Here is a 22,121-nt window from a genome sequence, read left to right on the forward strand (position 1 = left end):
CCCATTCATTTGCGCGCCACCACGGGCAATTCGATGGACGAGCGATCCCGGTAGAGCGTAACCTTACCCTGATCCACCGCCTGATAGGCCTCGCCAATCGAGGCGGTGACCGACAGACGCAGCCGGTGGCCCGATTTCAGCACATAGGAAATCGGAAAGAAATCAAAGTCCATCGCCACCGGCACGCCCGGCTGCAACGGTTTGAGATCCTGCGCATAGCCGCGATGCCAGAGCTGCTGGCTGGCCCCCCACGGCGCCTTGTTCAACGCCCGCCATGAGGCGCGCAGCCGCCCATCGGTGATATAGCTGGCCCGCCCATCGGGGCCGACATCCTCCAGCACGGCATAGAGATTGGCATCCGCCCGATCCGCGCTGATCCAGAGATGGGCGCGCGGGGTTCCGGTGATCTCGGTATCATGGGCGGCCGCCGAGGCGCTATACACCGAGGCCGAGGCGTTGAAACCCGCCATATCCCCACTCCATTGTCGCCGCAGCGGGGCATATTGGCCATCGAACAGTTTGGCTTCCGGCTTGTCCAGCAGCACCGGTCCCGCCTTGGACGACGCCGTACTGAGCCCATCCTCACCCAGATAGAGCGCCTGTTTGCGCGAGGGGATCGCCAGCCAGTTGGCCACCCGCCGCCATTCATGGCCCGCAGGCGCATTATGGGTGTAATACAGCACCTCGCTGCGCACCGTCCCCCTGCCCTTGGCATAATGATCGAACCATGCCAGCATTTCCGCATCAGGCACCACCGTGTCGCCCGGCTGGGTCAGGCCCGGCAAGGCCCGGTTGCCATGAACCCACGGCCCCATCACCAGCCGCCCGCCCCACAGACGCTGCGATTCCAGTTGCCCCGCCACCGCCGCGTCATACCATCCGCCCACCTGCAACACATGCACGCCCTTGGGCGGCGCATGGACCGCGCTGGTCAGGATCGTGTCCTCAATGGCTGGGCGATATTTGGCAAAAGTGTTCCAGCCATCGCGCGGCATATTGCGCCAATACTGGCCCATCAGCCCCGATCCGCAGGCCTGTCCGGCCCGCGCCTGCGCCAGCAACGAGCCGTCCTTGTCCTCGTCCACCGGGCGCAGCTCTTCCTTCACCGGCTGGGCGCGGGCGGCTTCCTGATCGCTGACCGGCCTTGCGCCACCGGCGGGCCGTTTGCATTCGCCCGCATAGGGCTGATCGGCAATCGAGAGCATCGGAATGCCGCCCAGCGTGATGCCGTGGTCAAAGAATTGCGCGCTGGAGCAGGCGGGCGCGATGGCCACCAGCCCCTTGGGCCGGAATTTCAGCGCCAGATATTGCCACGCCCCCTGATTGGAACAGCCCCATGTTGCCACCTTGCCGGTGCTGAAAGGCTGGGCGGCGGACCATTCGATCACCGCCTTGCCGTCGCGCGCATCGGCGGCATTCACGAAACCGGTTTGCACCCCGAACGAGGCTCCCGTGCCGCGCCGGTCCTGCGCCACCCAGACATAGCCATGGGTGACGAAATAGCGCACCGAGGCCATGGTCGCGGGACGCAGATCGCTGCGCCCCTGGGTGACGATGACGGGCAGACGGCGGGTTTCCGTTTCTCCGCCATGGGTGGGGCGATAGATGGTCACTGCCAACCGCGTGCCGTCATAAGAGCGGATATAGTGCGAGGAGGAGGCCATGCCGTCATAGGCGGGAGCCGCCTGCACAGCGCTGGCCGCCATCACCGGGCCGAACAGCCAGAAGCGCGCGCTCACCACTTGGCCCTCAGGCCGACCGAGGCATAGCGGCCCAGAATGCTGGCCACCTGCGGATCGAAGGCCAGCGCGCCGTTCAGCACCACCGGGGGCTGGCGGTCGAACAGGTTTTGCACATTGATGGTAAAGATCATCTCGCGCATCCCAAAGGCGCCTGCCCCCTTGATCGACTGGCGCAGGTTCAGGTCAAAGGTGGTGTAGGAGGGCACATCGACCGGCGAGGCGATGGAATTGTTGGTATAGCCGCCCGAATAGTTGGCATAAATCGAGCCTTCAAACCCGCCCAGCCCATAGGACACGCTGCCCCGCCCGCGCCAATGCAGAGGGTTGTTGATGGTGTTGGCCAGATCGACAAGCGGCGCATTGGGGGCCAGCGCCTGTTTGAAATTCATGACGTAATTGGCGCTGCCGCTGATGCGCAACTGGCCCGGCCCGACGGGAATGCGATAGGAGGCGATGAATTCCAGCCCCTCGGTGCGCACCTGCCCCACATTGACCTTGCGCCCGTCGAGGAAGGCCCCCACCGTCGCGGGATCGACCTTGACCCCGGTATATTGCGCCAGATTCTGATAATAATTCACCAGATCGGCGGAAGGGGTGCGCGTCACCAGCGAGCCGAGCAAAGCCTCGCGCGAGGCCGAGCTGAGCGCCAGCGTGTCATTGCCCGGCGTTGCGATACGGTTGCGATAGACCACATTGAAATAGGTCAGCGACAGGCTCAGCCCCTCAATATAGGCAGGCTTGTAATCAAAGCCCATCGACCAGATCGTCGCCTTTTCCGGCCCCAGTCTGTCATTGCCGCCGCGCACCCAGAGCGTGTTGACCGTGCCCGAGGGATTGTTCGTCAACTGGTTGAACGAAATCGTCAACGTCGAGGGATCAATGTCCGAAAGCGTGGGCGCGCGGAACGATGTGCCATAGCTGCCGCGCAGGGTCAGATCGGCCATCGGCTTGTAATTGAGCGCGAATTTGGGATTGGTTGTGCTGCCGAAATCGCTGTAGCGATCATAGCGCACCGCTGCCGACACGGTCAGTTCGCGCAGCAAAGGCATGGCATTGTCCGCCCCCACCAGCGGCACAAAGGCTTCGGCATAGGCCGAGGCGATGTTGCGCCGCGTGGTCGAGGGCAAAAGCTGGGCAATGCCGACATTGGCCGTGCCGGTGCTGGCCAGCGTATAGGACAGCAACTGGTGCTGCTGATATTCCCCGCCCACGGCCAGTTTGAGATCGCCACCCGGCAGATGCACCACCGAACCGTCGAGCTTGGCGGCAAAGTCGGTCAGCTTATATTGCGTGCCGATGGTCGAAAAACCCTTGATGGCGGCAAGGGTGGCCGGGTTGGTGTTGCTGCCCGCGCCAAAGGGGTTGAAGGCGGTCAGCGGATTGGTGTCGCGCAGGGCAGCCGCCAGCGCGGCGGTGTTGAGCGCATAGAGCGTGCGCGATTCATTGTCCTGACCATAGCTGCCATAGGCCGTCAGCTTCCAGTCTTTCCCCAGATCGGCGTCAAATCCGCCCGCCACCTGCCAGCTTGCCTGATAGGCGTTCTGTACGCGCGAGCCATAGTCGGAGGAAAAGCTGTAATTGACCGTTTCGCATTTGGTGCCGGCGGCCACGCCCGAACTGGTACCGCAATTGGATAAGGTGGTCCCGGCCGGCGCGACAAAGAACGGATTGGTCGTGGGCACCGAAAGCGCGCTGGTAACGGCGCCCGTGCGGCGGATGACCGAGCGATAGGCGAAGTAATCCTCGGTCCACAGCGTGATGCCCGGCGCGATGTCCTGACGCAGCGAAACAATGACCGAATCGCGCTTCTGCCCCGGAATGGCGTCGGAATTGAGATAGGCGCTTTCACGATTGGCCGTGCCCGCTGCGCCGATCTGCGCCGGGGTGAGGCCCGTGCCATTTTGCCCGGCGGGCAGCGCATAGGTCCGCCCGCTGATCAGGATATTGCCCGGATTGGCGAACAGCAACCGCTGATCCGTGCCGCCAAACGGGGTCAGATCGTCGGTATAGCGGCTCGACCGGTCCGACGCCGCCAGCGCCGAGCGATAGCCATGCTCATAGGCCACCATGACATTGCCGCTGTTCCACTTCTTGCCGAACATGCCCCCCGCCGAGGTTTCATGCACCGCATCGTTGACCCCCTGCTTCACATAGACATCAAGCCCGGTGAAGCGGCGCGGCAACAGCACATTGACCACACCGCCCACCGCATCCGAACCGTAAATGGCCGAGCCGCCATCGGCCATGACTTCCAGCCGCCCGATCGCGCTGGTCGGGAAAACCGAGGGGTCGAAGAATTGCGCCTGCGTGCCGGCGGGCGGCAGACGGCGGCCATTAAGCAGGGTCAGCGTCGATTCCGTGCCCAGCCCGCGCAGGTTGATGCCATTGCCCGCAGTGATGTTTGCGTTTGCATTGTTGGCAGCGCTGAAATTCTGGTCATTGGCGCCCGTGCCCGTCACCGAGGGAATCTCGCGCAGCAATTCAGCGGTGGTGGCCGCCGGGCGCTTTTGAATATCGTCCTGATTCAAGCCGATGACCGGCGCACCCACCGGCGCCACACCGCGAATGCTGGTGCCGGTGGCGGCCGTCACGACAATCTCGGGGGCGCTATCCGCGCTGCCCTGCGCCATGGCGGGATGAGAGAAAACGCTTGCAGCGATGCTTGAGAGCAAGAACGCGCGCATAGAAACCGAGATCATGGCTAAAACCCCCTCTTTCCATTCTTGTTTTTGGCCAACGCCCTGTCGCGGCCACAGTGTTTTACTTCATAGCGGTTCTATCACTGCGTCCGCGCCCAATGCAAGCCCATACATTGACCCTCCATGCCGAAAGCACATCGCATCATGCGGGCAAAACATTGGTTGCGCCCACCCCCACGCGATACCCCAAGCATCCATTCCAAGTCCCACGCCGCACCATCCGGCCAACGAAAGGACCACCCTATGGAGAGGATCGCCTGCCGTTCCATCGCCCTGCTCGCCACGCTTTGCGCGGGCACGGCGGCCATGGCGCAAATGCCGCCACCCCATCCCGCCGCCCCCTCGGCCTATCCCGCCCAGGCCGCATACCCCAAGGAAAACCGCGAGGCGGTGGGCCGCGAACTGGCCGCCGCGCGCAAATTGGCCGGGGCCGATCTGGAGGCCGATTTCAACTGGCGCTGCCTGATCAGCCCGCTCGACAAAACTCTGGTGTTTGGCGTCCAGCATGACGGCCTCGTGCCCGCGACGCGCGTCTTCGACAATCTCTATGCCATCGGCCAGAACGCCGTCTCGGCATGGGCGATCGACACGCCGCAGGGCATCGTCGTCATCGACGCGCTCAACAGCCCCGACGAGGCGCGTGACATCCTTGTGCCCAATATGCAGAAACTGGGGCTGGACCCGAAACGCATCAAATATGTCGTCATCACCCATGGCCATGGCGACCATTGGGGCGGGGCCAAATTCCTTCAGGATACCTATGGCGCGCGGGTCGTCGCCTCGGCCACGGATTGGGGGATGATGGAAAGCCCGTCGCGCGGGGGCGGGCCATTTGCCTCGCTCGTGCCGCCGCGCCACGACATCGAGGTCAAAGATGGCGACAGCGTGACGCTGGGCGAGTTTTCGATCAAAACCTATATCACGCCGGGCCATACGCCGGGCACGCTCTCGCTGGTCTTTCCGGTGTTTGACAAAGGCGTGCGCCATATGGCGGGCCTGATGGGCGGCACCGGCGGAGGCGGCACGCCGGACGCTGCACGCCAGCAGATCGCCTCACTGGCCCGTTGGCAGGGGATCACCAAGGCGGCGGGGGTCGATGTGCTGATCACCAACCATCCGGTGCATATGGCCGCGACCGAGAAGGAGGCGCTGATCCGCTATGGCGCGACCGGGGGCAACAACCCCTTCATCTACGGCGTGGACAAGTATCAGCGCTATATGGGCGTGATGAGCGCGTGCAGCCGGGTGCAACTGGCCCGGATGGGCGAAGCGGCCGAATAATCGGAACGCCGAGAAAACCCCCGCTCCCGAAACACCGGGAGCGGGGGTTTCTTTACGCCTGCGCGCCGATCCGCTCGATCTTGCCGACAAGGAACAGGTAGGAGAGCGCGGCCGCCAGAGCGCTGCCCGCCACCAGCATCAGCACGAGGTCGAAAGACCCTGTTTCCTTCAAGATCCAGCCGATCAGGATCGGCGTGGTGATCGAGGAAATATTGCCGAACATATTGAAAATACCGCCCGAAAGCCCTGCACTGTCGCGCGGCGCCACATCGGCCACCACCGCCCAGCCCAGCGCGCCCACGCCCTTGCCAAAGAAGGCGAGGCTCATGAACAGCAGAACCAGCGTGTTCGAATGAACGAAATTACAGCCAAGGATCGTGAGCGCCCCCAGCATCCCCGCTACCACCGGCACCTTGCGCGCCCATGTCAAAGACACGCCGCGCCGCAACAGCCAGTCCGACCAGATCCCACCCAAGACCCCGCCGATAAAGCCGCAGACCGCCGGCATCGTGGCAAACAGGCCGGCCTTTATCACCGAGAGCCCACGTTCCTGCACCAGATAGACCGGGAACCATGTGATGAAGAAATAGGTCAGCGTGTTGATGAAGAACTGGCCCGAATAAAGGCCCCACAGCGTCGGCGTGGTCAGCAGCACGCGCATCTTGCGACGGTTTTCGGCCTTGGCAGCTTCACGGTCCACCTGCGGCGGCGCCACCGGATCGACCAGCGCCCCGCCCTCGATCAGCAGACCCAATTCGCCCGCCCCCAGACGCGGATGATCGCGCGGATCGCGCACCACGCGCGGCCAGAACAGCGAGGCCACCAGCCCCAGCACGCCCATCGCCACAAACACCCACGGCCAGCCGAAATCGGCCACGATCCACCCCATCAACGGGGCAAACAGCACGGTGGCAAAATATTGCGCCGCGTTGAACACTGCCGAGGCCGTGCCCCGCTCGCGCGCAGGAAACCAACTGGCCACCACGCGGGCGTTGGCGGGAAAACTGGGCGCTTCGGCAAGGCCTACCAGAAAGCGCAGGGCGAAAAGCGCCGTCACCGCCGCCGTGCCGCTCAACCAGACCACCGTGCCATGGGCGACCGTGATGATCGACCATGCGACGATCACCCAGAGATAGACGCGCGGCGCGCCGAACCGGTCGAGCAGCCAGCCGCCCGGCACCTGCGCGATGACATAGGACCAGCCGAAAGCGGAAAAGACGATGCCCAGTTGCAGCGGGTCGATGCCCAGATCTTTCGACAGCGAAGGCGCCGCCAGCGAAAGCGCAGCGCGCACCGCGTAATTGATGATCGTGACGCCAAACAGCATCGCCAGCACGCCCCAGCGCAGCCGACCGACCTTTTCGCGCCCTATTTTAGAGACAGCCTCCATGGCCTTCGCTCCTTAACCGTGCGTATGGTCGGTGCAGCCTTTGGCGTCGATGCGGCAGCTTGCCTCGGTCCAGGCCCGCGCCTGATCCGACAGGGTGACGCCAAGGCCGGGTCGGGTGGAGAGCATCATCTTGCCGCCCTCAAGGATCTGGCGCTCGTTGAACAGCGGGTCGAGCCAGTCGAAATGTTCGACCCATGTGCCCAGAGGATAGGCGGCGGAGACATGGACATGGATCTCCATCGCGAAATGGGGCGCCATCATCAGGCCCGCCTGCTCGGCCCGCGCGGTCACGCGCTGAAACTGGGTGATGCCGCCCACGCGGGCCGCATCGGGCTGGATGAAATCCACCGCGCGCGCGTCGATCATCGCGAAATGCTCGGCCGCACTCACCAGCATCTCGCCCGAGGCGATGGGCGTGTCGATGGCGGCGGCAAGGGCGGCGTGACCCTCGATGTCATAGGCGTCGAGCGGTTCCTCGATCCAGACGAGGCCATATTGCTCCATCGCACGGCACATGCGCAGGGCGGTGGGACGGTCCCATTGCTGATTGGCGTCCACCATCAGCGCCACGCGCCCGTCGATCTGTTTAGCCACGGCATCAAGGCGAGTGAGATCGACCTTGGGGTCAGGGTGGCCGACCTTGATCTTGATCCCGCCGATGCCGCCGGCGATCGAGGCCTCAACATTGTCGAGCACCTCGGGCAGAGGCGAGGAGAGGAAGCCGCCCGACGTGTTATAGCTGGGCACGCCATCGCGCCATGCGCCCAGCAACCGGCCCAAGGGCAAGTTCGCGCGCTTGGCCTTCAGATCCCACAGGGCGATGTCGATGGCGGCAATCGCCTGCGTCGAGAGACCCGAACGCCCCACAGAAGCCCCGGCCCAGACCAGCTTGTTCCACAAACGGCCAATATCGGCGGGGTTTTCCCCGATCAGACTGTCGGCCACTTCGCGCGCATGGGCATACATGCCCCGCCCGCCCGCGCGCTTGGAATAACTGAAGCCCAGCCCGGTATGCCCATCCTTCGTCTCGATCTCGGCAAACAGCATGGCCACACGAGTCAGCGGCTTTTGCCGCCCGGTAAACACCTTGGCATCGGAAATCGGCGTGGCCAGAGGCACCCAGGCAAGGCTGAGCTTGATGGCGGAAATCGTATCGGTGGGCATATTTGTCCTCTCAGGCCTTTTTCTTGGGCGCCATGATCGCGGGGGATTGATGCTCAATCAACCGCCAAGGCGGCATCGGTCGATAGGAAATTCGCATTGGTCTTAGGGGGCGCATGGGGCCATGCGGGTGGAAAGAACAAGATGGAGAGTGCCCTGATGCAGATCACCGCGCTGCGCGTGACGCCGATTGCCTTTCGGGATCCGCCGCTGCTCAATGCCGCCGGGATCCACGAGCCTTATGCGCTGCGCTCGATCATCGAGGTTGAAGCGGGCGGCTTTACGGGCCTTGGCGAAAGCTATGGCGATGCGCCGGTGCTGGCGGCCTTGACGCAGGCCGCGCCCGATCTGGTAGGTCTGTCGATCTATGACCTTAATGGGCTGCATGATCGCCTCGCCTCGGCGCTGGCTCGCCTGCCCACCGCGCAGGCGGGGGCCGAACTTGCCCCCGGATCGCAGCCCTCGCGCCTGCTGGGCAATTGCTTTTCCGCCTTCGAGGTCGCGCTGCTCGATCTTCAGGCCAAGGTGGCGGGCGTGCCTTTGCATGAATTGCTTGGCGGGGCGCTTCGGCGAGAGGTTCCTTTTTCGGCCTATCTCTTCTTCAGATATGCCCGCCATATCGAGCCGGAGGAAGCCACCGACGCATGGGGAAAGGCGATCACCCCCGAAGGCATCGTGGCGCAGGCGCGCCGCATGATCGACCTTTACGGCTTCGGCTCAATCAAGCTGAAGGCGGGCACCCTGCCCCCCGAGATTGAGGTGGCGAGCCTCGAAGCCCTGTCCCGCGCCTTTCCCGGCCTGCCCCTGAGGATCGACCCCAACGGGGCGTGGGCGATGGAAACGGCATTGAAGGCAGCAGAAAAGTTGGGGCCGTTGATCGAATATTACGAGGACCCGGTGACGGGCCATGACAGCATGGCAGAATTGCACCGAAAAACCGGATTGCCGCTGGCCACCAATATGATCGTTATCGACTTTCCGGGCTTCAAGGAAAGCGTGGCTAAGAATTCGGTACAGATCGTGCTGTCGGACCATCATTACTGGGGCGGATTGCGCGCGACGCAGAATCTGGCCGCGATGTGCGACACTTTCGGGCTGGGTCTTTCGATGCATTCCAATTCGCATCTGGGCATCAGCCTGATGGCGATGACCCATCTGGCCGCGACCACGCGCAATCTGACCTATGCCTGCGACACGCATTACCCATGGGTGGAGGAGGAGGACGAGGTGATCGCGGGGGGCAAGATCCCGATCACCGGCGGCTGCGTGCGCATCACCGACACGCCCGGCATCGGCGTCGAACTGGACCGGCAAAGGCTGGCCCGCGCCCATGCGATGTTCAATCGCATCACCATCCGCACCCGTGACGACTTGGGCCAGATGCAGAAATATGATAAGGCTTTCACCGGAAAAAAGCCAAGATATTGAATATGTCGCGCGACCGGCCCCGGCTGTCGCATGACGGGGGGAGAGGCCTTGTTTGAACTGATCCAATTGCGCTGCTTTGTGGCTGTGGCCGAGGAGCTGCATTTTGGCCGCGCCGCTGCACGCCTCAACATGACCCAGCCGCCGCTCTCGCGCCATATCCAGGTGCTGGAACGGGTGATGAAGGTGCCGCTGTTCTATCGCTCCAGCCGGACGGTGAAGCTGACGGCGGCAGGTTCGGCCTTTCTGGTCGAGGCGCGGCGCGTGGTGCAGCTGGCCGACAGCGCGGTGGCCACCGCCCGCGCGGCGGCCGAGGGGCGGCACGGGCTGGTCAGCCTGGGCTTTACCGCCGCTTCGGGCTATTCCTTCCTGCCGCGCTTTATCGCCAATGTGCAGAGAATCCTGCCCGATGTGCGCTTTGTCCTGAAGGAAATGGTCAGCGACGAGCAGGTCGAGAGCCTGCTGTCAGGCCGGATCGATCTGGGCTTTCTGCGCCCGCCGGTGCGCCATCCGGCAATGGTGTCGCAGGAAGTGCTGCGCGAACGTTTCATCATCTGCTCTCCCGCCAGCGTGCCGGAGGAGGAACGCCCGCGCCGTCTGGCCGATTTCGACCGCCTGCCCTTCATCACCTATGCGCCCGACAAGGCGCGCTATTTCCACGATCTGCTGGCCGGGCTCTTCGCGGGCGCGCGGGCCGAACCCCGCTTCGTACAATATCTGGCCCAGATCCATACCGCGCTGATGCTGGTGGGCGCGGGCCATGGCTATGCGCTGGTGCCGGAAAGCTCACGGCGGCTGCACCCCGACGGCGTGGTCTTTTCCGAGCTGGAGGATGGCGAGCCGATTGTGGAATTGCAGGCCACATGGCGGCGCGATGCGGATAATCCGGCGCTGCTGGCACTGGTGCCGCGCTTGATGGAATTGTGCGGCTCGGATTGAAGCCCCCCGGATTGCTGGCCCCGGATTGATACTGGGGCAGCATCGACCAATCCTGACACGCGATTGGTCGAAAGCGCCTTCCACAGGTTAGGCTCCCCCTAAACCATAATAGGGAGAGAGCCATGGAAAGGCGTGATTTTCTGACCAGTATCGGGGTGGGGGCGCTGGCCGGCGCGGCGCCCATGGCGCAGGCGGCGAGGCCAAAACCGGTCTCGCCCAAACGTCCCGCGCTGAAAATGAAGCTGGGTTGCCAGAGCGGCCCGGCGAGCGACGATCATTTCGCCTTCCTCGCCCGATACGGCGTGACCCATGTGGCCGCGCGGGCCAAATCGGCCGAGGGCGCGCTCTATTCCACCGGTGATGAGGTCAAGGCCCTGCGCGATCTGGTCGAGAAGCATAAGTTAACGCTCTCGATCCTCGATCCGCTGCTGCTGCCCTCCAGCCATATCGACCGGGAAAAGAACCCCGGCATCATGCTGGCCACCAGCCCGGAGCGGGAACGCGAGGTCGAGGCGTTCCAGAATCAGATCCGCGCCTGCGCGGCGGCGGGCGTGCCCTGCATCAAGTATAATATGAGCCTGCTGGGCGTGATCCGCACCGGGCGGGTTCAAACGCGCGGCGATGCGGTGTTCTCCGAATATGACGCGGCCAAGCTGGACCCGGCCAAGCCCCTCACCCGTGCTGGCACGGTCAGCGAGGATGCCTTCTGGGAGCGGATCACCTGGTTCCTCGACCATGTCGTGCCGGTGGCCAATGAGTATAAGATCCGCATCGCCTGTCACCCACATGATCCGGGCACCCCGCCGCAGGGCTATCAGGGCATCCACCGCGTGCTGGGCACCATCGAGGGGATGAAGCGCTTTATCGCCATCCGCGAGAGCGCCTGGCACGGCTTCAATTTCTGTCAGGGCACGGTGAGCGAGAACCTGCCCCGCCCCGCCGAGCAGATCTTTGACGTGATCCGCTATTTCGGCAGCCGGAAGAAGATCTTCAACGTCCATTTCCGCAACATCGTGGGCGGGCGCGGCCATTTCCGCGAGGCTTTCCCCGACGAAGGCGACGTCGATCTCTATCGCGCGCTGCTGACCTATGCCGAGGTCGGCTATGACGGGATGCTGATGCCCGACCATGTGCCGATCATTCCCGGCCATCCCGAAGCCGAGGGCGAGAGCTTTGCCTTTGCCTATGGCCATATTCGCGGGATGATGCAGGCGGCGCAGCACTACGCTGGCTAAAAAAACAGGAGGGAGCCGGGTGGATGGCTCCCTCCTGTTTGACGCACGGCAGCGTCGAAATTATCGAACCAAACAGGGCCGCTTATTATCAAACGTCCAGCCGGGGATCAGATATTGCATCCCCATTGCATCATTGCGCGCGCCCAGCCCATGCTGCTGATACAATTCATGCCCGCGCGCCAGCGCGTCCTCGTCGATTTCCAGCCCCAGACCGGGCTTGTCGGAAATCGCCACATGGCCGTCCTCGATGCGCGGCGGATTCTTGGTCAGGCATTCGCCATCCTGCCAGATCCAATGCGTGTCGATGGCGGTGACTTTGCCCGGCGCAGCGGCGGCGCAATGGGTGAACATGGCCAGCGAAATATCGAAATGGTTGTTCGAATGACTGCCCCATGTCAGGCCGAAAGCATCGCACAGATGGGCAACCCGCACCGCGCCCTCCATCGTCCAGAAATGCGGATCGGCCAGCGGAATATCGACCGATTGCAAAGACAGCGAATGAGCCATCTGGCGCCAGTCGGTGGCGATCATATTGGTGGCCGTGGGCAGGCCGGTGGCACGGCGAAACTCGGCCATCACCTCACGCCCCGAAAAGCCGCCCTCCGCGCCGCAGGGGTCCTCGGCATAGGCCAGCACATCGCCCAAAGGCTTCATCAAACGCACCGCCTCGGCCAAGGACCACGCGCCATTGGGATCAAGGGTAATGCGCGCCTGCGGGAAAGCCTCCTTGAGCGCCCGCACCGCCAGCACTTCCTCATCGCCCGCCAGAGCGCCGCCCTTCAGCTTGAAATCGCGAAAGCCATAGCGAGCCTGCGCCGCGCGGGCCAGTTCCACCACCGCCTCGGGCGTCAGCGCCTCGCGGTTGCGCAGGCGTTCCCATGCGTCGGCGCTGTCACTCTCATCGCGATAGGGCAGGTCAGTTTTCTTGGGGTCCGCGATGTAGAACAGATAGCCCAGCATCTCCACTCGGTCGCGATGCCGCCCGGTGCCCAAAAGGTCCGCCACCGCCACGCCCACATGCTGGCCCAGCAGGTCGAGCATCGCCGCCTCGATGGCGGTTTGCGCGTGGATCGTGGTGCGCAGGTCAAAGGTCTGCAAGCCCCGCCCGCCCGCATCGCGCGATGCAAAGGCGCGGCCCACCTGCGCCACCACGCTGGCATGGGTGCCAAGGGGGCGGCCCACCACCAGCCCCCGCGCATCCTCCAGCGTCTGCCGGATCGCCTCGCCGCCGGGCACTTCGCCCAGCCCCTTGCGCCCGTCGCTGTCGGTCAGGATGACGATGTTGCGCGTGAAGAAAGGCGCATGGGCGCCCGACAGGTTGAGCAACATTGCGTCATGCCCCGCCACGGGCACAACGCGCATTTCGGCAATAACCGGAGCAGATCCCATCAGAGGCTCGCCTTTGCCTTGGCCACCAGCGCGGCCAGTTCTTCATGTTCCGCCGCCGAAAGATCGGTCAGAGGCGTGCGCACCGGGCCGGCGGGGCGGCCAATGACATTCATCCCCGCCTTGACGATCGACACCGCATAGCCCCGCCCGCGATTGCGCAGCGCAATATAGGGCAGCACGAAATCGCGCAGCATCTGATGCACCTTGGCGTGATCTCTGGCCCGCGCGGCCTTGTAAAAGGCCACCGCCCATTCGGGCATGAAATTATAGATCGCCGAGGAATAGGTCGTCACGCCCATTTCCAAATAGGCGGGCGCGAAAGTCTCCGCCGTGGGCAACCCGCCGATATAGGTCAGCCGGTCGCCCAGCTTGCAATAGACGCGCATCATCAGTTCGATGTCGCCCACCCCGTCCTTGTAACCCACAAGGTTGGGATTGCGTTCGCACAGGCGGGCCAGCGTATCCTCGTTCACAATCGCATTGTCGCGGTTATAGACGATCACGCCCAGATTGGTCGAACGGCACACCGCCTCGATATGGGCGGCAAGGCCCTCCTGTTTCGCCCCGACCAGATATTGCGGCAACAGCAGGATGCCGTCGGCCCCGGCCTTTTCCACCCCTTGCGCAATTTCCACCGCAATCGCCGTGCCATAGCCGCAGCCCGAAATCACCGGCACCCGCCCTGCTGTTTCCTCCACCGCCGCGCGCACCACCTGCACCGTTTCGGCAGGCGTCAACGAAAAGAATTCGCCCGTGCCCCCGGCCGCAAAGAGCGCGGCCACATCATGTTCAAGCATCCACCCGCAATGGTCGCGATAGGGCGCTTCATCAAAGCGCAGGTCCGCATCGAAATGCGTGACCGGAAAGGACAGCAACCCCGAGCCAATCACTTTTGCCATGTCCTGTGGGGCCATCATCTCTCTCTCGCCATCCTGTGTTCTGGTTGATCCTTGTCTTTGGGCTAGGACCAGAAGGCGCGGTGCGTCCATATCCATTCTTGGTTCAATTCATGCTGGATCGGCATCGCTTGGCCAAGCTCACGCATATCAGCCATTCCGGGCGCGAGAATAGCGTCAAATCGCGCTGTAAAATAGCGGATTTGGCGGAGCACCCGGCCATCAGTGCCGGTTGGGCATTGTTCCATGCCTAACGCGTAATGGTTGCGCGCAAAAGGCGCGGCATAAAAGGGCCTCAAGCCATAGCGCCGAGACAAAGATGCGGCGCGTGGGGGAAAGATCCTGGGGCAACAACCACAGGCCAGAGGATGTCAGCATTGCCCCGCCCCAGCGGGATAATGCTGTGAATGGGGGATGCCATCATGAAAAATGCCCGCAACGCGCGCCTTGCCGCCAATCGCAAGAAACTCATCATCAGCAGCAGCCTTGCTGTCCTTGCCCTGCCCTGTGCGGTCCATGCGCAAACGGCGCCCGCCGCCACGCCCGCCAATGTACCTGGCGCCGCCGAGATCATCGTCACCGGATCGCGCATCACCGCCAGCGGCTTTAACGCCCCCACGCCCACCACGGTGGTTTCCATCGAGCAATTGCAACAGGCCGCCCAGCCCAACCTGTTCGATTCCATTGCCCAATTGCCCGCCCTGCAAGGCAGCGTCGGCACCGCCAACACGCGCCAGAACGGCGGCACCAGTTTCGGCAACAATGGCCTTTCGGCGCTCAACCTGCGCGGGCTCGGCTCGATCCGCACGCTCACCCTGCTCGACGGCCAGCGCGTCGTGCCCGCCTATATCACCGGCATTGCCGATGTCAGCCAGTTCCCGCAACTGCTGATCAAGCGGGTCGATGTGGTAACGGGCGGCGCGTCGGCCTCATGGGGTTCGGACGCGGTGGCGGGCGTGGTCAATTTCGTCACCGACAAGACGTTCAAGGGATACAAGGCCAACCTGTCGGGCGGCACATCGACCTATGGCGACGATCAGAGCGTGCTGGCGCAGGCCGCCGCGGGTTGGGGCCTGATGGGCGACCGGATGCATATCGAAATTGCAGGCGAATATTTCCGCAATTCGGGGGTTGCGGGCGGCGAGGTGGGCGGGGCCAATCCCAATGGCCGCCCCGATGCCTATCGCTCGGGCACGACCTCTTATGCGCTGGGCGCGCAGCCCGCAGGCGCGCCGCAATTCTATGCCTATCCCTATAATGCCCAGACCACCACGCTGGGCGGTGTGGGCCTGATTACCGCAGGCCCGCTGGCAGGCACAGCCTTTGACAGCAGCGGCAATCCTTACGCCTTCCAATATGGCACAGGCTGCGTTTCTGGCACCTGTGTCGGCGGGCAACAGGACAATTACATCACCACCAACACGCTGGACAATCCGATCAACCGCGTGGTCGGATACGGGCGCGTCGGCTTTGATGTGACGCCTAACTGGGAACTCTACGCCACGGTCAATGTATCGGAAGTGCGCACCAGCAACACGCCGATTGCCTATCCGCGCAAGCCCGGCAATCTGACCATGCAATGTTCGAACGCCTATCTGACCTCGACCACGATCCCTGCGCTTTGCGCGTCCAAGGGTATCACCAGCTTCTCCTATGGCACGGCCAATGCGATCATGCCGGGCAAGGAGACGATCTACTCGGTCCGCCGCCAGTATCGCTTCGTGCTGGGCACCGAAGGCTCATTCAACATCGGTTCGACGCCGATCAAATTCGACGCTTATTATCAGCATGGCACCAACAATGTGCATGTCGACATTCGCAACATGACGCTGAACGGGCGCTATAATGCGGCCATCAATGCGGTACGCGACGGCAGCGGCAATATCGTCTGCTCCTCGGCCACGGCGCGGGCGGCGGGATGCATTCCGATCAACATCTTTTCGGGCGCCAAGATTTCCGATGCCGCCTTTGCCTGGCTGACGGGCGGATCGGGGCCTTACCAATACAGCACCTTCAAGGAGGACGCGGCCAGCATCGCCTTCAATGCCACGCCTTTCCACAACTGGGCCGGGGATGTTTCGGTGGCGCTGGGCGCGGAATGGCGCAATGAATATTACAACACGATTTCAGACCCCTATGGCAATGGCGTGACGACCGAAACGCCCAACACCGCCACCTTCCCCGCCGATTCCCTGCTTTCCACCGGGGGCAACAACTGGTTCGCGGGCAATTATCACAATGGCTCGGGGTCGTTCAACGTGCGCGAGGCCTTCCTCGAAATCGGCCTGCCGCTGCTCAACAGCAAGGAGATCGGCAAGATCGACCTGAGCCTGTCGGGCCGCACCGCGCATTACAGCACGGCGGGCAATGCCAACACGTGGAAGGTGGGCGCGACATGGGATACGCCGCTCTCGGGGCTTAAGCTGCGCGGGGTGGTCTCGCGCGATCTGCGCGCGCCCAATCTGTCGGAACTTTTCGCCGCGCCCCAGACCGCCAATCAACCCGTCATCAACCGCGCCACCGGCGGCACGGTGCAGGTGGTTTCCGCCACGATAGGCAATCCCGCGCTCAAACCCGAAATCGCCAAGACGATTGACGTGGGCGCGGTCTATCGCCCGGATTTCATTCCGGGGCTGAGCATCTCCTTCGACTATTACGACATCCGCCTCAATCAGGCGATCTCGACCCTGACCAACCAACAGGTGATCGACCTATGCTATAACGGCAATACAACCTATTGTTCCAACGTGAAATTCACTGGCACGCTGGGCACCTCGGACTACCCTTACGTGATCTCACAGCCCTTCAATCTGGCCTCGCTCAACATGCGCGGCTTTGACATCGAGGCCGCCTATCGCCGCAATCTGGGCAAGGTGGGGATGCTGACGCTGCGCGCTCTGGCCACCCATGCCATCTCGATGGTCAGCAACACCGGGATCGCGGGCCAGCAGATCGCGCAATTGGCCGGCAACAATACCGAAACCGGCAATGGTGTGCCCAAGTGGAAGGTCATGCTGCAACAGACCTGGGAGAAGGGACCAGCCTCGGTAACGCTGACCGAACGGATTATCAGCGCGGGCTATATCGACCCCAATGCGATCGTCTGCTCGACCAACTGCCCCGCCTCAACGGTGCAGAACCCGACCTATAATTTCAACGACATCCCCGGTGCGACCTATCTGGACATCGGCGCCAATTACAAACTGGGCAAGGCCACGCAGGTCTATTTCAAGGTCGACAATGTGTTCAACCACCGCGCCCCGCCCTTTGGCGGCACGCTGCTGTATGATCCGATCGGCCGTATGTTCCGCCTTGGCGTGCGGGTCGCGATGTAATCTTTGGCGATGTAATTCGATCGGCGGCCCGCCCTCCTTGGCTGGAGGGTGGGCCTTTAGTTATCGCTTTTCCGGGTCCAATCCGGCGCGCACCAGCCCAAGCCGGCTGCAGGTTTCCTGAACCTTGTAATAGCGCGCCAATTTATCCGGCCCCACCACAAAGGGATTGGCATCCCCTGCGCGCCGATAGCGCAGCAGTTCCAGCTTTTCGAACGCGCCATCCTGCACCGGATGATTGGCCAGCATGATATCGGCCCCGGCCTTGGCCGCCAGATCGGCAAAGCGGCGCATCGAGGCGATATGGGTATAGCGCAAGAGCGGATCACGCGGCGCACCAAACCCGCCGAAAAAGGCCGCCACATGGCGCTTGCCATGGTCGGTCACGTCAAAGATCGTCGAAACCGTCCCCGCCGTATGGCCGGGCGTGACATAGAAATGCAGCGTGGTCCCGCCCAGTTTCAGCGCCTCGCCATCGGCAATGGTCCGGTCCTTGCCCTCGATTCGGGCGGGGGGCATGGGGACGCCTTCCGGCCCTTCGGCCCTGCCCCGCGCGCGCATCGCATCCATCGCTGCCCAATCCGGCGCCGAGGAGATCAGCGCCGCGCCATAGGTCTTACGCAGAAATTCCGCCCCGCCGTAATGATCGCCATGCGCGTGGGTGATGACGATATAGCGCAGCCGCGCCGGGTCCAGCCCAACCGTCTTCAGCCCCGGCACGATGATCTCTCGCGCCTGCTCCTCATTCTCCAGCGCGTCAAACAGCACGATGCCTTCGGTCGTATCGAGTGCCCATGCAGATTCGGCGTTCTGGCCCACGAAATAGAGCTGGTCGAACACCTTGGCCGGAGGCAGCAGGGCGTTCATCTGCAAGGCATTGACCCGCTGACGGAAACGCGGATCGGCGATGCAGCGGTGGACGAAATCACCAAATAGGTCGTCGCCCGCAGCGGCGCGCGCACGGGCCAGATACTCTGCCGCCACCGCTTTATTCTCCTTGGGAAATTCGGTCATCGCCGGATAGGTCGCCACCGGCGGGGTCCGCGATTGCGCATGCAGCGCCCCGCCCATGGCCAGCGCCGACAGTAACGCCAGTTTCGATCTCGAGTGCATCGCTCTCTCCCTCATCGGACGGGCCTGCCCCGCCTCGGCGATATTTTGCGATACATGCGCACGCCCCGCCAATGCGCAGGGGCATTCATCCCATGCCATATGCGGATCAATCCATCCCGGATCAGCAATGGGATGGCCCAGTTTCCCGCGATACTGTTTGGGCCAAAGACAATAGGGAGAGCCTTCAATGCCCATCACTCGCCGTGCCGCGCTGGGCGGTATGACAGCCATGCTCGCGGGCCTGCCGCTGGCGGCGCTGGGCGATACGGCGCCGGCAGAAACGCGGGCGCGGGCCGGGGCCTTGGGGCTGAAAATCACGGGGCTGAAAACCCTCCTCGTCGCCCCCCGCTCGATCTTTGTGAAGGTCTATACCAATCAGGGTCTTACCGGGCTTGGCGTGGCGATCCAGACCAGCAAGGAAATGGCCACCGCCGCCGCGATCATGGAATGCGAACGTGTGCTTGTGGGTCGCGATCCCACCCAGATCGAAAGCCTGTGGAACGAACTCTACCAAACGCCCCGCTGGCGCGGCGGGCCGCTGACGGCGGCGATCAGCGCGCTCGACATCGCCTTCTGGGACATTCTGGGGCAAGCCTTGAGCGCCCCCATCTATAAATTGCTGGGCGGCGCGGGAACCGACCGCCTGCGCATCTACGGCAGCACGATGGATATGACCCCCGCTATTTTTGAGGCGCAAAAGGCGCAGGGCATCACCGTCACCCGCGTTCAGGCGCCCAAGGGCAGCATCCCCCAGATGATCGCCACCACCCGCCGTTGGCGCGAGATCGTCGGCCCCGATCATCAGCTTGCCGTGCATATGGACGGCACACTGACCACGCGCGAGGCGCTGCAATATCTTCATGGGGTCGAGGATCTGAACCTCCTCTGGGTCGAAGAACCGATCCAGATGGACGATATTGAGGACTGGGCGCATCTGCGCGCCCATACCACCACCGCCATCGCGACGGGCGAGCGGGTGCTGACCAAATGGGGCTTCGCACCCTACCTCAATCGCCATCTGATCGACTTTGCCCAGCCCGATCTGGCGGCCTGCGGCGGCATCACCGAGGCCCGCAAGATCGCCGCTCTGTGCGAAGCCAACCGCATCCAGATCGCCCCCCACGGCCCGCATGAAACCGCAGGCGCGCTGGCCAATTTCCACTTCGACGCCTCAACCACTGCCTTTTACGCGCAGGAGGTACGCGATTACACCTCGCAATTCGAACTGGACCTGCACGAGGGACAGACGCCCAACATCGTCAACGGATTTTGCCAATTGTCCGACCGCCCCGGCCTTGGCACGGTGCTCAACGAGGCGGTGGCGGCCAAGCGTCCCTATCAACCCCTGACGCGATCAGGAGAGGGCCGCGCCTTTTAACGCATCGGGCTGCCGTCATCGTTGAACAGGCGGCGCGGGCCGGTCTTTTCCGCCGCTGCCGCACCACCCGCCCATGGATCGCGCCCCGGCGTGGCCCGGCCCGCCGTGTCAAAATCCATCATCACGCGGGTCTTGGCGCGATAGGCCGGCCATTGCGGCTGACCGGGCGCGGTCGGCACGCCGGTCTTGGCGAAATTCACGATATAATCGGCGATAATGCGCCCCATCGCGCTATCGGTCGGGTGCGTCTTGTCGCCATATTTCACGTCCACCGTGTCGAAATAATAAGGCAGATCATCGGCATGGATCGCCCCGTCGCTCTTGGCCGTGGGCGCCGCATCGGCCACATAGGAAAAGCGATAGTAGTAAGTCGGCAGGCCCTTGGCGGCAAACATATCGGCCATATCCCGCGCGCCCTTGACCATCATCCCCTCGCGCCCGCCCAGATCGCCGCTGGTCGCGCCAACCATCACCGGCACACGGTTGAACGCCCCCTTGCGATAGGCCACCAGCGGATCGACCGTCACGCGGCCGTCGGGAAAGGGGCTGCTGAATGTGCGCGGCCCCGGCCCCATCACCGCCGACATCTTGATCCCGCCCAGCACCTTGTCCGCCGAAACCGCGCGCAGCCGCGCCAGAGCATCGGCATCGTGTGCACCAATCCCTTGCTCCTCGCCGAAAGCCTTGCCGATAGCCTCGGCCCCGGCCAGCGTGGGATCACCGATGAAATGACCATCCCCGCCCGAGGCGATGATCGCGCGGGCGAACAACCCCTGCGACTGCGGCGAGGTCAGCAAACTATGCAACGACATGCCGCCCGCGCTCTCGCCCATGATGGTGATATTGGTCGGATCGCCGCCAAAAGCGGCAATATTGCGCCGAATCCAGCGCATCGCGGCAATCTGGTCCATAGTGCCGTAATTGCCCAATTGCCCCTTGTCCTCATCGGCGCGGGTCAGCGCGGGGTGGGCAAAGGTGCCGAACCGGCCAAGGCGATAGTTGAAGCTGACCAGCATCACCCCGCGCCGCGCCAGCCTGTCGCCCGCATAGATCCAGCGCGAGGCCGAGCCGTTCACAAAGCCCCCGCCATAGATCCACACCAGAACAGGGAGCTTACGCGCCTCCCCAGCCGGGCGCCAGACGTTGAGATAGAGGCAATCCTCGGAATGTTCCGAACCGGGCGGCAGAGGGTTGGCCTGATAGACCTGCATGCAATCATGACCGAAATTGGCCGCATCGCGCGGCCCCGCCCACGCCGCCGGGCCCTGAGGCGCGCGCCAGCGCAGATCGCCCACCGGCGGCGCGGCAAAGGGAATGCCCTTGAACGATGTCACCCCGTCCTGCGTTTGCCCGACCAGCACGCCTTGCTCAACCGCCACCTGAGACGGCGCGGCATATGCGATGGCGGGGGCCAGCAAAAGGACCGCGAGCATGCTGTGCTTCATGTCTGTCCTGTCCCGATTTATGGTTTTATCTTACCGCCGCACATCGCCCGAATTGCCTGTAAACCCGTCCACTTCCTCACGCGATAGGCGGAGCCAGTCGCCGTGGAGGGAGTGTTTGAGGGCATTCATGGCCAGACCAAGCCGCGCCATTTTCTGCGCGTCCCCGCCTTCCAGCCAGCCCGTCAGCACCCCGGCCGCAAAGGCATCGCCGCTGCCTACGCGGTCGATGATGTCGGTGATCTCGATCTCGGCGGTCTGATGCCGATCCTCGCGCAGGTCCACGCGGGCCGAGAGGCGGTGATGGGTCTGGGTGATCGGATGACGCGCGGTGCTGGCCATGACTTGTAGGTTGGGGAAGGTGGCAAAGGCTGCCTCGACCGCCTCGCGCCGCCGTTCCGCGCCATCGCCGGAAAATGGCTTTTGCAGCAGCAGCGTCATGTCGCGGTGGTTACCGAACATGATCGTCGCGTCGGCCAGCAATTCGAGCAGGATCTCGCGCGGATTGCTGTCCCACGCGCCCCACAGTTTCTCGCGGAAATTGCAGTCGAAGCTGACCGGAATGCCTGCCGCACGCGCAGCCCTGATCCCGGCGCGGGCCAGATCCACGCCGCCCGGCCCGAGCGCCGCCGTGATGCCGGAGATGTGGAACAGGCTTGCGCCTTGCAAAGCAGCGGCGAAGTCGAACTCCTCCGGCTT

At 63.5% G+C, this 22,121-nt stretch carries 15 protein-coding genes; 6 read left to right on the forward strand and 9 right to left on the reverse strand.

The features are described from left to right. Positions 1 to 5: 5 nt before the first annotated feature. Positions 6 to 1,739, reverse strand: coding sequence for a CocE/NonD family hydrolase (locus FHW96_RS18225; RefSeq protein ID WP_172341996.1), 1,734 nt, complete (start codon positions 1,737 to 1,739; stop codon positions 6 to 8). Then, a complete protein-coding gene (locus tag FHW96_RS18230) occupies positions 1,736 to 4,441 on the reverse strand; it encodes a TonB-dependent receptor domain-containing protein (protein WP_172341997.1) in 2,706 nt (901 codons plus the stop codon). The genes FHW96_RS18225 and FHW96_RS18230 overlap by 4 nt, the downstream gene beginning before the upstream one ends. A 243-nt stretch (positions 4,442 to 4,684) precedes the next feature. On the opposite strand from FHW96_RS18230, the gene FHW96_RS18235 reads away from it, so the two are divergent. Continuing rightward, entirely contained in the window at positions 4,685 to 5,722 is a 1,038-nt protein-coding gene (locus FHW96_RS18235) for an MBL fold metallo-hydrolase (protein ID WP_172341998.1), read from the forward strand. 52 nt (positions 5,723 to 5,774) lie between these two features. On the opposite strand, the gene FHW96_RS18240 is transcribed toward FHW96_RS18235, so the two are convergent. Next, complete coding sequence (locus FHW96_RS18240) at positions 5,775 to 7,112, reverse strand: MFS transporter (RefSeq protein ID WP_172341999.1); 1,338 nt, start codon at positions 7,110 to 7,112, stop codon at positions 5,775 to 5,777. Between the two features lie 12 nt (positions 7,113 to 7,124). After that, entirely contained in the window at positions 7,125 to 8,276 is a 1,152-nt protein-coding gene (locus FHW96_RS18245) for a mandelate racemase/muconate lactonizing enzyme family protein (protein WP_172342000.1), read from the reverse strand. 141 nt (positions 8,277 to 8,417) lie between these two features. Here FHW96_RS18245 and FHW96_RS18250 point away from each other — a divergent pair, with 141 nt between their 5' ends. From FHW96_RS18250 to FHW96_RS18260, 3 genes are all read left to right on the forward strand, one after another. Next, positions 8,418 to 9,701: a glucarate dehydratase family protein gene (locus FHW96_RS18250; RefSeq protein ID WP_216650954.1), complete on the forward strand. Its 1,284-nt coding sequence runs from the start codon at positions 8,418 to 8,420 to the stop codon at positions 9,699 to 9,701. A 30-nt stretch (positions 9,702 to 9,731) separates the two neighbouring features. Further along, complete coding sequence (locus tag FHW96_RS18255; RefSeq protein ID WP_253951050.1) at positions 9,732 to 10,637, forward strand: LysR family transcriptional regulator; 906 nt, start codon at positions 9,732 to 9,734, stop codon at positions 10,635 to 10,637. 122 nt (positions 10,638 to 10,759) lie between these two features. Next, positions 10,760 to 11,872: a mannonate dehydratase gene (locus FHW96_RS18260; RefSeq protein WP_172342001.1), complete on the forward strand. Its 1,113-nt coding sequence runs from the start codon at positions 10,760 to 10,762 to the stop codon at positions 11,870 to 11,872. A 60-nt stretch (positions 11,873 to 11,932) separates the two neighbouring features. Here the strand turns inward: FHW96_RS18260 and FHW96_RS18265 are convergent, their stop codons facing one another. Next, complete coding sequence (locus FHW96_RS18265; protein ID WP_172342002.1) at positions 11,933 to 13,261, reverse strand: enolase C-terminal domain-like protein; 1,329 nt, start codon at positions 13,259 to 13,261, stop codon at positions 11,933 to 11,935. Next, entirely contained in the window at positions 13,261 to 14,175 is a 915-nt protein-coding gene (kdgD, locus tag FHW96_RS18270; protein ID WP_172342028.1) for a 5-dehydro-4-deoxyglucarate dehydratase, read from the reverse strand. Before kdgD ends, FHW96_RS18265 begins: the two co-directional genes overlap by 1 nt. Positions 14,176 to 14,579: 404 nt before the next feature. On the opposite strand from kdgD, the gene FHW96_RS18275 reads away from it, so the two are divergent. Further along, on the forward strand, positions 14,580 to 17,492 hold the full coding sequence (locus tag FHW96_RS18275; RefSeq protein WP_172342003.1) for a TonB-dependent siderophore receptor: 2,913 nt from the start codon (positions 14,580 to 14,582) through the stop codon (positions 17,490 to 17,492). Between the two features lie 60 nt (positions 17,493 to 17,552). On the opposite strand, the gene FHW96_RS18280 is transcribed toward FHW96_RS18275, so the two are convergent. Next, entirely contained in the window at positions 17,553 to 18,602 is a 1,050-nt protein-coding gene (locus tag FHW96_RS18280) for an MBL fold metallo-hydrolase (RefSeq protein ID WP_172342004.1), read from the reverse strand. A gap of 187 nt (positions 18,603 to 18,789) precedes the next feature. Here FHW96_RS18280 and FHW96_RS18285 point away from each other — a divergent pair, with 187 nt between their 5' ends. Then, positions 18,790 to 19,980 carry an enolase C-terminal domain-like protein gene (locus FHW96_RS18285; RefSeq protein WP_172342005.1) on the forward strand — a complete coding sequence of 397 codons (1,191 nt, stop codon included), beginning with the start codon at positions 18,790 to 18,792 and terminating at the stop codon, positions 19,978 to 19,980. Here the strand turns inward: FHW96_RS18285 and FHW96_RS18290 are convergent. Then, positions 19,977 to 21,413 (reverse strand): carboxylesterase/lipase family protein, encoded by a 1,437-nt coding sequence (locus FHW96_RS18290; protein WP_253951051.1) that lies wholly within the window; start codon positions 21,411 to 21,413, stop codon positions 19,977 to 19,979. The two genes, FHW96_RS18285 and FHW96_RS18290, sit on opposite strands and share 4 nt — an antisense overlap. A 42-nt stretch (positions 21,414 to 21,455) precedes the next feature. Beyond that, positions 21,456 to 22,121: PfkB family carbohydrate kinase (locus FHW96_RS18295; RefSeq protein ID WP_172342007.1), on the reverse strand; the 666-nt coding region annotated here is incomplete at its 5' end.

Source organism: Novosphingobium sp. SG751A, from assembly GCF_013149295.1.
Classification (GTDB): domain Bacteria; phylum Pseudomonadota; class Alphaproteobacteria; order Sphingomonadales; family Sphingomonadaceae; genus Novosphingobium.

Excerpts from the sequence above, each read along its gene's own strand:
- FHW96_RS18230 (WP_172341997.1), bottom strand. The coding sequence starts at position 4,441 with ATGATCTCGGTTTCTATGCGCGCGTTCTTGCTCTCAAGCATCGCTGCA.
- FHW96_RS18235 (WP_172341998.1), top strand. The coding sequence starts at position 4,685 with ATGGAGAGGATCGCCTGCCGTTCCATCGCCCTGCTCGCCACGCTTTGC.
- FHW96_RS18240 (WP_172341999.1), bottom strand. The coding sequence starts at position 7,112 with ATGGAGGCTGTCTCTAAAATAGGGCGCGAAAAGGTCGGTCGGCTGCGC.
- FHW96_RS18245 (WP_172342000.1), bottom strand. The coding sequence starts at position 8,276 with ATGCCCACCGATACGATTTCCGCCATCAAGCTCAGCCTTGCCTGGGTG.
- FHW96_RS18250 (WP_216650954.1), top strand. The coding sequence starts at position 8,418 with ATGGAGAGTGCCCTGATGCAGATCACCGCGCTGCGCGTGACGCCGATT.
- FHW96_RS18255 (WP_253951050.1), top strand. The coding sequence starts at position 9,732 with ATGACGGGGGGAGAGGCCTTGTTTGAACTGATCCAATTGCGCTGCTTT.
- FHW96_RS18260 (WP_172342001.1), top strand. The coding sequence starts at position 10,760 with ATGGAAAGGCGTGATTTTCTGACCAGTATCGGGGTGGGGGCGCTGGCC.
- FHW96_RS18265 (WP_172342002.1), bottom strand. The coding sequence starts at position 13,261 with ATGGGATCTGCTCCGGTTATTGCCGAAATGCGCGTTGTGCCCGTGGCG.
- kdgD (WP_172342028.1), bottom strand. The coding sequence starts at position 14,175 with ATGGCCCCACAGGACATGGCAAAAGTGATTGGCTCGGGGTTGCTGTCC.
- FHW96_RS18275 (WP_172342003.1), top strand. The coding sequence starts at position 14,580 with ATGAAAAATGCCCGCAACGCGCGCCTTGCCGCCAATCGCAAGAAACTC.
- FHW96_RS18280 (WP_172342004.1), bottom strand. The coding sequence starts at position 18,602 with ATGCACTCGAGATCGAAACTGGCGTTACTGTCGGCGCTGGCCATGGGC.
- FHW96_RS18285 (WP_172342005.1), top strand. The coding sequence starts at position 18,790 with ATGCCCATCACTCGCCGTGCCGCGCTGGGCGGTATGACAGCCATGCTC.
- FHW96_RS18290 (WP_253951051.1), bottom strand. The coding sequence starts at position 21,413 with ATGCTCGCGGTCCTTTTGCTGGCCCCCGCCATCGCATATGCCGCGCCG.